The following is a 9678-nucleotide window of genomic DNA, read 5'->3' as shown; positions in this document are numbered from 1 at the left end:
GGTTTTTCACCGAGCCTTCACGAGCAACAAACACGATCTGTTCGCCGTTCCATTCATGCTCGTCGCTGCTGATTTCACGTTTGTTCTCAATAACCTTGTAGCGCACGCGCGCGAACAGATCGGCCCAGTCGTAGTAGTCGTCCTGTGTCCAACGATCCGAGGGATGATTGTGACACTCGGCGCATTGCAGGCGTGTGCCGAGGAAGACTTGCGCGGCAGCCCTGGCGCGCGCGCCCGGGTCGCGGTTTGGCCGGTAAAAATTCGCCGCAGGACTGTCGTACGTGCTGCCGCGCGCGGTCACGAGCTCGCGGACAAACTGGTCGATGGGTTTGTTTTCTGCAATGCTCCGCCGAATCCAGTGATGAAAATTCTGCACTCCTTTCTGGTCGAGTGAGTGGGCTTCGACGCGCAACAGGTCCGCCCACTTCAGCGCCCAGAAATCCGCGAACTCGGGTCGATCAAGCAATTGATTGATCAGGCGCGCCCGTTTATCACGTCGCTTGTCCGCGACGAATGATTGCGCCTCTTCCGCCGTCGGCAATAGGCCCAGCAAATCGAGATCGGCCCGCCGCAGAAACACTTCATCAGAGCACGGCTCGGATGGGTTCATGCGAAGCGTTCGCAATCTGGCGAAAATGTGTTCATCAATGTAATTGTTGGCGGGCGTTCCTTTCCATACGAAGCCGGGCCGCGCCGGCACGAAGGCCAGGCGCACCGGTTCCTGACAGTGAAGGTAGCGGACCAGCACCGTCGTTTCACCGAAGCCCTGCCGCTCAACGAGTCCATCATGCGAGACTTTAGCGAGGCTGCTTGCCGGCTCGTACACGGCCGTTGAAGAAACGTCACGACCCGTGCCGTCCGAAAAGTTCGCTCGGACCTGCAACTGCACTCTGCCGGCAGGTTCGATCAGGACTTTTTCCATCGGCGTAACTTCAATCTTTTCCAACCTTGGCGCGGACTCGAGGTCGTTGGGGGTTCCTGCGGCGATCCAGCGACGAAGGATTTCGTATTCCTCCGAGCCCTTCTCGAAGCGCAGCCCGCCTTCGTGTGCGACCTGCGCGGTTGGCTTGAGCAGAATCAGGCTTTGCTCCGGCTCGAATGAGTTGACACGGCGTCCGAAAACGTCGTGCGTCAACGTGACGTAATCAAGGTCTGGATCCTGTCCGCGCAACGAGAGTTTGAATCCGCCTTTGCCGTTTTTATTGCCGTGACATGTGCCGGCACTGCACCCGGCCTTTGAAAACACTGCCATCACGTCGTTGCGAAAAGACACCTCTGCTCGGGTTGCGAACCGTGGAACGGCGCGTGCAGATTCTGCTGAAGCGAAACAGCCGCCGAGCCATGAAAGAAACAGACAACCGACCAGTCTTGCAGCGAAGACGTGGCCGGGGTTCGATTGCATGATCGGTTCTTTTGCTTCCAAAGGATTCTGAAGTCTAGCAGCACCGGCATCAATTGCAAATCGCAAGGTTGGTTTCAAGGTGTCGGCCTGGGTCTGATTTGTGCATTTTTGGAAGACGCGCGCCACGATTGCAACCGCCGCAATCCGGAATGACCGGTCTCTGGTTGGCGAACCAGCTCGATGAGCGGGACGCTTCTCCGGTTCAGGCGTGCGTCAGCTTTGGCTTGCGTCGTCTTTGCGTCCGGGCAATCGTTCAGCCGTAACACCGCACGAATCGATCCGCTTCGGGTGGAAAACAATTATGGCGCGTGAATGCAGGGCCCCGTTTTGGGCGGCCTTTCTACTGGGCTTCTCGTTGCAGTGTCACTCGGAAGGAGGATCGCACTGGCGAGTCTACCGGGTTGCCGACGGGCTGGCGGAACCGTCCGTCGTCGCAGTGACCATCAGTCCGCGCGGCAATGTCTGGGCCAAGCATGGCACCGGGCCGGTCAGCTGGCTGGATGGCTTCCAGGTGCGCAGCATTCGCATGTCGGGAGGCGGGAACTTCCCGGTGTACGAGAGCCGATCCGGGCAGATCTGGTCCGTTTACGCGGACGGCGTGATGGAGTACCGGCGCGACCAGTGGACGGAATATCCGGTGAACGAGGTGCGGGCGGAAAACCAATCCAATGCGCTGCGACTGGTGCGTCCCATCCCGCTCCTGCCCGCTGAGCGCGATCATCTGCTGGCGCTGTTGCCCGATCGGCTGCTGGAGTTTGATTCGGGACAGAACAGGACGATTGTTCTTCGCCGGGCCAGTGAGACGGGTCTGGGACGTTTCAATGACATTGTCGAGTCACGCGACGGAGGAGCCTGGGTTGCCTGTGCCAAGGGGCTCGCAAAACTGCCGGGCCCGGTCCGGCGATTGACGTCCGAGTCACCGTGGCTGGAGTTTCCAGTCGAGCCGGGATGGCAGATCCAAAACCTGGAGCGCCCTTTCGAAGACGACGAGGGGGGTGTTATGGTCGTGGCGGATTCCCCGCTGGATGCGAAAAAGGTGGTCCTTGATTTCAACGGCCAGACTTGGGGCGTGCCGGTCGCCGCGCCAGAACGAGCTCGCTACGCCTGGCCCGGCCTGGATGGGACGGTCTGGGCCGCGACGCGCAGCGCGCTCTTCAAACGCCAGGGGAGCGACTGGGTCGCAGTGCATGTTCCCGGGTTGCGCAACCCGCAGTATTATGATGTTGCCACGGAACCCAACGGCGTCTTCTGGCTCGCGACCACCGAAGGGCTGGTGCGGCATTCGCCGCAAACCTGGCGTGTACCTCCCGAGATGGCCGCAACCCGGACACCCGTATTCGGAATTTGCGAGGATCGGGAAGGTGGACTCTGGTTCGCGGGAGCGGACGGATTGGTCGCGCTCCGGAACGGCCAGGCGGAGTCGTTCAAATGGCCGACCGGATTCCCGGTTGCCGCAGATTCCTTCGGTTCCCTCCACAGTTCGCCGGAAGCCGGTCTGATCGTCAGCGCCGCCGGTCACGTCCTGTCATTCGACCCTCGAAGGAAGCTTTTTTCACCGGCTGTTCATCCGGGCGGGCGCGAGGTGAGGGCCGTCATTGGCGAGTTCAAAAACGGAACCCTTTGCGCGGTGACAGTTGCGAATCACCCGGCCGAAAAATTTCGCCTTGAGACATTTGACGGCAGAAACTTCGAGCTGTTCTTTGAGCCGAACGTGGACTGGCCTCTGGGGAACGAGTTCAATTTCCTCCGCACCACCGAAGACGGCACGATATGGCTGGGAGGAAATCTCGGCCTGGGAATGTGGGACAACAGAAGCAAAAACTTCATCCAGGCGAGAAATGTGCCGCAAGGGCGCGTTGTGGGATTGATGGACGCGGGCCCCGGCCGGATCTGGTGCGCGACCTCGGACATCATCTCCGAGTTCAACGGCCGAACATGGTCGACCGTGCGCTTCGGCGCCGGCCGCATCCGCGCGATGTGCAAGGCCAGGGACGGCGGAATCTGGGTCGCGACCAGTAATGGCCTGAATCGATTCGCGGATGGGTCGTGGGTGGCGAACGGTGTGGAAGAGGGGCTGGCGGCCAGGGAAACATTCGATGTCTGGCAGGACCGGCGCGGGGGGCTCTGGGCGGCCACGGAGAAGGGTGTTTGTTTGTATCATCGCTCCGCCGATCTTGATGCGCCCGGTTCATCATTCCTCGGCGGCGAGAATCCGGGCGAAGTCTATTCTTCCGACGTGGTCGCTTTTCACTTCCGCGGCCGGGACAAGTGGGATGCCACGCGACCCGACCGGTTGCTGTTCTCGCATCGTCTGGACGATGCCGCGTGGTCCTCGTATGGTTCGGACACCTCGACGACATTTACCAATCTCCCGGCGGGAAAACATCGGTTCGCCATTCGAGCAATGGACCGCAATTGGAACGAAGAGGCCGAGGCTCAAGTGCACGAGTTTGTTTCGATTGTTCCCTGGTTTCTTGAGCCACGCCTGCTCGCGATTGTGTCCGGTGGCGCGGTCGTGACGCTGTTTCTGGCGTGGCTCGCGGTCAACCGTCATTTCCGGTTGTTGCGGAGTTATGCCGAGGTGGAGCGGATCGTCGCGCAACGGACCAAGGAGCTGGAACGCGCGAACCAGGAGTTGCTGCACAGCCAGAAAATGCGGGCGCTGGGCACACTTGCGGCCGGGATCGCCCATGACTTCAACAGCATTCTCTCCATCATCAAAGGCTCCGCGCAGATCATCGAGGCAAACCTCAGCGACACCGAGAAGGTCAGGACACGGGTGGACCGGATCAAGACGATGGTGGAACAAGGTTCGGGAATCGTGAAGGCGATGTTGGGAATCAGCCGCGCCGGTCGCGAAGAGAAACTGTGCGATGTGAACGACCTTGTATCCGAGGTCAGACGCGTGCTCACCGATCAGTTCCAGCAGGAAGTGACGTTGCGGCTGGAGCTGGCCGCAAACCTGCCTCCGGTCGAAGGTGTGGCCGAATTGGTTCAGCAGATGTTGCTCAATCTTGTGCTCAATGCCGCCGACGCGATGAGCGGACGCGGAGATATCATCCTGCGCACCGGACTGTTTGAACACGCGCCATCAGGTCTGGTGCTTGCTCCGGCGGCCAGACCGCCACTTGTCTGTATCTCGGTCCAGGACCAGGGTTCCGGCGTATCGCCTGAAATCCTGCCGCGAATCTTCGAACCGTTTTTTACGACGAAGGCGTTTTCCACGCGGCGCGGCACGGGTCTTGGTTTGTCCATGGTGTACGAAATCGCCAAGGAAATGGGTTATGGCCTGTTGGTGGAGTCTGTGCCCGGTAAAGGCAGCACGTTCTCCATCCTGATGCCCGCTGCGCGCACGACCGAAACTTGATTTGTCCGCCCTCCGGGGGTTAAATTCCATCAGCCCATGAACACCCGTCGGATTTTGGTCGTCGAAGATGACGATCTTCAATATGAGATCTACGAAGAAGCGCTGGGGCGGTATGAACTCATGCGCGTGAACACGGCCAGCGAAGCTTTGAAATCGATCGCCAGGACACCACCGAATCTTATCATCCTCGATCACATCCTGGGGAAGGGAGAACTCGGCCTCGATTACCTGGCGGAATTCAAGGAGCTGCTGCCCCATGTGCCGATCATTGTCGTCTCTGGCGCGCTGGAAGCACACCAGCAAATCCATGCGCTGCAGGGACCGCGCCGCGCCCACTACTGCATTACGAAGCCCGTGGATTTGAACGAGCTGCGGCGGACCGTCGAGACGGCGCTGGCCGAGTGCGGTGAGGCCGAGGTCGTGCGGCAGTTCGAGGCATTGGAACGGTCCCGGCGCGTGGATGTGGAGGATTTGCTGAGCCGTTCCACGGACCGGTTGAGCCGCCAGACGCAAATTCGTCAAATGCTCGCGCGTGCGGGCGAGCGTCCGAATATTTCCGCGCTGTCGCGACAGTTCAAGGTCGCCCGGCGCACGATCATTCGTGATTTGCAGGAGCTCATTCGACGTGGTGAGCTTGGGGCCGAGGTTTATCCGAAATGGCAGAGCGAAGAAGACGATGGCGAAGATTGAAAGACGAAGGGGGTGGCGGCGCTCGGGATGTGGGACTTGTGACTTGATGTGCATCCACGCGGTAAGTCGCGTTTGCTGCCCGTGGCCTCTGCCATGACGCCAGGCGTTCGCTCCGTCGGTAACGCGCGAGCAGGGCGGACCTTGGGTTCGGCGCTTTGCGGCGGCCAAACCACTTCGCGACAGTTCACAATCTCCGGTGCACCTGCCAGGGGCTAATTTCCTGCGCGAATGTCATTGACCGGAGGGTTTTTGGCGCGGCGTTGTGTGAAGAGTTTGTTGAAGGACCTTTGAAGCCTCCGCCTTCCGGTGGCGCGCAGCCACGAACACGGAGCAGGCTCGCGGAATGCGAATCGACACGGTCAATAATCCTGCCGAACATTATCTCGCGGACGAGCAGAGATTTTTCTGGTTGGTCAGTCAAGACGCACGCCGGGTTTGCATGGAATTCGTTCGGGCCGCATGCCAAAACCGGCTGGCAGTCGCGTCGCGGATGTGTTTCGATGCGCCCGTTCCGCCATGAAAATCCTTTTTGTCCACGCGCACTTCGACGACTACGAGTTCACCGCGGCCGGGACGTTCGAAATGTGGAGGCGAAAACTCGGTGATCAACTGCGCGCCAGAGTGATCGTCTGCACCGATGGCAAAGCCGGTCACCATGCCCGGACGCGGGAGGAGACCGGAAAACTGCGGCTGCAGGAGCAACGGGCCTCCGCGAAAATCGGCGGTTACGAGTTTGCCACATTGCGTTATCCGAATGGCCGGGTTCCACGCGAGGCCTGTTTGCAACCGGGCACCGATTTGTTGGCGGCGCTGTGGCAGGTCATTCGCGAGTTCGAGCCGGATTACCTCTTCTGCCCTCCGTGGCCCGCTGAACCGTTGGCGGGCATTCATATCGATCATGTCGCCGTGGCTGAGACGATTCGCAAGGTCGCTTACATGATCAATGTACCGCATGCGTTCACGCCCGAATTTCCCGCGGACGAAACGAAATCAAAACCCTGCAAGGTGCCGGTCATACTGAACGTTTACGATGGCTACATGTTCGGCGCGAATGCGTACGACCTGGCCGTCGAAGTCGAGGACGCGTTTGACCAGGTGTGCGCGATGAGCTGGTGCCATCAGTCGCAAATAGCGGAATGGCTGCCTTGGGTGGGACGGCACGACTTGAAGCCGCCCGGCTCGCACGCTGCGTGGAGGGACGCGCTTCGTCGGCGGTTTCTCCGGCGCAATCGCGAACTCGGCATCAACTCAAAGAGGGCATTGGAAGTGTTCACGGTGACGGCGTGGGGCGGAATTCCAGACTACCGACAGTTGCTGGCCGATTTTCCGAAGCTGTTGGCGCAGCGGGCACGGTTGGATCGACTCCGCAACCGCCTGGGCCGGTGGCGTGTCGTGTAACGTTTCTACTGCGAAGGTGAGTCGCCGCTCAACGTCAATTCACATTGCAGAACGATTCTCCCTCCGGTGCTCGCGGTTGCCCCTGCCTGCACCAGATTCCCCATTCGACCCAACACCCGGGCTTCGAGACGGATGGTCTCGCCGGGCCGTGCGCTGCCGGTAATTTTTGCAGCACGGATCGCCGTCAGCTTCAAGCCGGGCATGGGCGGGACTCGTGGATCACTTTGCGCAACGGTGCCGGCGAGTTGCGCCGCAGCTTCGACGAGCAATACGCCGGGCATCATCGGTTCACCCGGAAAATGCCCGTGTAGAAACGGCTCGTCACCGCGCACCGTGTATTCTCCGATGCCGTTCGCGCCCGGCTCCAGACTCACGAGCCGGTCAAGGAAACGGAACTCGGGGCCGTGAGGCAGGCGGGCCATGGCTTCGGAAAGAGAGGCGTTCATTTTTTCAGCGGTTCGACGATCTTGACGTCACTCTCCAGTTTCGGCGCGAAGATGTAGTCGTCGAGCTTCGGATTCAACACCGCGTTGGTGAAATCGGTCCGCATGATCGAGCCGTCGGCGAACCGGAGTTCGGTCGCTCGAAGGGAAAAATCGTCCAGGGCGAAGTCAATCCGGATCTGTGGCATCATCCGACGGGCCGAGGCGGACCTCGGCTGGAGGCTGACCTCGTGGACGCCGTTGGTCGTGGTCTGCGCAACGACGTGAAAGCGCGACTCCAATTCGCTTTGATTCCGGGGGAACCCCGCTTCGAGCAACGCCAGCGTGTCGCGCCACTGGCCGGGTCGATCTCCGGTGAGCGGGTATTTCTCGGCGCGTTTCAGTTTTGGATAAATCACCAGCAGTTGATCGGGCCGGCGGACGGCAATAGTTTCCGGTGGATCGCCCAGTTCCCAGCGAAACCGGTCCGGCGCCGCGAACCACACATGGCCGGTGGCCGTGAGCGGCTGCGTTAATGACTTCAGCATGCGCGTCTGGATGATCTCGGCAGACCAGGTTTGAATGTTCGTTTGCGAGTTGAGCCACGCGGTGAGCTCGGGGTTCGCGTCGGAGGCGAGGGGCCGTTCATGCAAAAAAGCGATGAACACGACCAGACAGAAAGTCCGCGCTACTTTGGCCAGATGGGAACGAAGTGATACCATTGGTCGGGATATTGGCGAATGGCGGGTTCAAAAGCACGCATGATTTCCCGCGTCAGCGCGAGGCGCGCCTCGCGCAAGCGCAAAGCGGCGCGGTCGTAAGGAACCGGCTCCAGGATGTGCGCGGCGTAACCTTTTTCCGTGCGCGGCAGATAAACGGGCAGGAGCGAGCATCCCGAGGCGCGTGCGAGTTCGGCGGCGGCAACCGAGGCGGCAAATGTCCTGCCGAACAATTCCACCAGCACTGCGCTCGCTTCCGGCGGGCGGTCCATCAGCAGGGCGACTGTCGCGCCAGCCTCCAGCCGGCGGATTATTTCAACAAAGGCGAAGGGATCGCTGCCGATCACGAGCGTTTCGATTCCCCACCGCGCGCGCGCGGCCTGACGGATTGCGGTCATGCGTCCCTGCGGCTCGGCGAGTGTGATGACGAGCAGGTTTACGCCACGGCGCGCCAGCAACGGCGCGCCAAACTCCCAGTTGCCGAGATGTGGTGTCAACAGCAGGATGCCGCGTTTTGCCGATTGAGCGGCGACGAAGTGCTCCCATCCGGTCAGTTCGCCGAACATTTGGTCTATCGATTGTCCGCTCTCGTAACGGAACAGGTCGGCAAGCTTGATTGCAAAGTTATGGAAGAGAACGCGACCACGCTGTTCGGCGGTCCGGCGGTCGCCGTCAAATACCGGCAGAAGATTCTGGATCACGACTTCACGGCGTGCGCGCGCAAACGTCCAATAGGCGCCCGCCAGCACTCTGGAAATTCGGGCGGACGTTTGGGCGGATAGCCTGCGGGCAACCGCGATGCCGGCCAGCCAGAGTTCGGTCCGGTAAAAGCGAGACGGCGTGGCGGACGGAGAACCGCGAATTGCGGATCGTGTCGTCGGACTTTTACTGGTCGAATTTTGGCCGGCAAACGTCCTCCACCACACCGGCAGCAGGAAGACCGAGACGAGCATATTGCCGCCGATCCCCACCGCACATACCTGTCCGAGGCTGGACATACCCGCATTGCTCGACCAGGCCAGCGAGCCAAAACCGGCGACGGCCGTGGCGCCGCAAAGCAACAGCGCGCGTCCAACCGAGCGGTAGGCCATGCTCAAATCACCATGATGGCGGCGGAGCGCCAGTTGCATGAAAATGCTGTAATCAACTCCAGTGCCGAGGATCAGCGGCAGCGCCATCAGATTCAACAGATTCCAGGACCAGCCCGCAACGCGCATGACCGCGAGGAGACAAAGGCCGCTGATCAACAACACACTCAAGCTGAGGAATACCTCCTGAAACCTGCGGAACGCGAGCCACAAAGAGAGTAACACAAGGCCCACCATGAGTAACACGAGCTTCCACAAATTGCTCTTTACACTGGCGAGAACCGCGCTGCCCAGAAGTTCCCAACCCGAGAGGCGGACACCTTCGCGCGGAAGTTGAGACTCGAGACGGGCGGTATCGGCCAGCGAGTTGTCAGCGGCGGTATGAAGCAGTCCGAGGACGTAAAAGTTTGTCGGAGTACGGGCGACGAATTTTTCGAAAATCCATTCGCTCATTTGATTGGTGGGCCAAAAAACACCGGTCAGCGCCTGTGCGCGCTGCCACGTGTCCAGTATGCTGTCGGTCAGCGCAAGCGCGTTTCCCGCGAATCCGTTGGCGGCGGCGGCGGCGCGCAATTCAAGGCGTTCGGCAGCC

Annotated in this window: 7 protein-coding genes; 3 read left to right on the top strand and 4 right to left on the bottom strand. The window is 60.5% G+C overall.

Annotated features, from left to right (window positions below):
* The coding region (locus tag VN887_14800) for a DUF1549 domain-containing protein (GenBank protein HXT41276.1) at positions 1-1252 on the bottom strand (1252 nt) is incomplete at its 3' end.
* Between the two features lie 451 nt (positions 1253-1703).
* On the opposite strand from VN887_14800, the gene VN887_14795 reads away from it, so the two are divergent.
* The 3 genes from VN887_14795 (at position 1704) to VN887_14785 (ending at position 6857) form a co-directional block, all read left to right on the top strand.
* Positions 1704-4769: an ATP-binding protein gene (locus VN887_14795; GenBank protein ID HXT41275.1), complete on the top strand. Its 3066-nt coding sequence runs from the start codon at positions 1704-1706 to the stop codon at positions 4767-4769.
* Positions 4770-4805: 36 nt separating this feature from the next.
* Entirely contained in the window at positions 4806-5459 is a 654-nt protein-coding gene (locus VN887_14790) for a response regulator (GenBank protein ID HXT41274.1), read from the top strand.
* A 516-nt stretch (positions 5460-5975) separates the two neighbouring features.
* Entirely contained in the window at positions 5976-6857 is an 882-nt protein-coding gene (locus VN887_14785; GenBank protein HXT41273.1) for a PIG-L family deacetylase, read from the top strand.
* A 5-nt stretch (positions 6858-6862) separates the two neighbouring features.
* Here VN887_14785 and VN887_14780 read toward each other — a convergent pair whose 3' ends face one another.
* The 3 genes from VN887_14780 to VN887_14770 all read right to left on the bottom strand — a co-directional run.
* Positions 6863-7303 (bottom strand): 3-hydroxyacyl-ACP dehydratase FabZ family protein, encoded by a 441-nt coding sequence (locus VN887_14780; GenBank protein HXT41272.1) that lies wholly within the window; start codon positions 7301-7303, stop codon positions 6863-6865.
* On the bottom strand, positions 7300-8001 hold the full coding sequence (locus VN887_14775; protein HXT41271.1) for an outer membrane lipoprotein carrier protein LolA: 702 nt from the start codon (positions 7999-8001) through the stop codon (positions 7300-7302). The genes VN887_14780 and VN887_14775 overlap by 4 nt, the downstream gene beginning before the upstream one ends.
* A partial coding sequence (locus tag VN887_14770) for an MMPL family transporter (protein ID HXT41270.1) occupies positions 7968-9678 on the bottom strand: 1711 nt, incomplete at its 5' end. The genes VN887_14775 and VN887_14770, both read right to left, overlap by 34 nt.

Source organism: Candidatus Angelobacter sp. (genome assembly GCA_035607015.1).
In the GTDB taxonomy this organism is placed as follows: domain Bacteria; phylum Verrucomicrobiota; class Verrucomicrobiia; order Limisphaerales; family AV2; genus AV2.
Note: the sequence above shows the minus strand (reverse complement) of the source record. Positions and strands in the feature narration are given on the sequence as shown.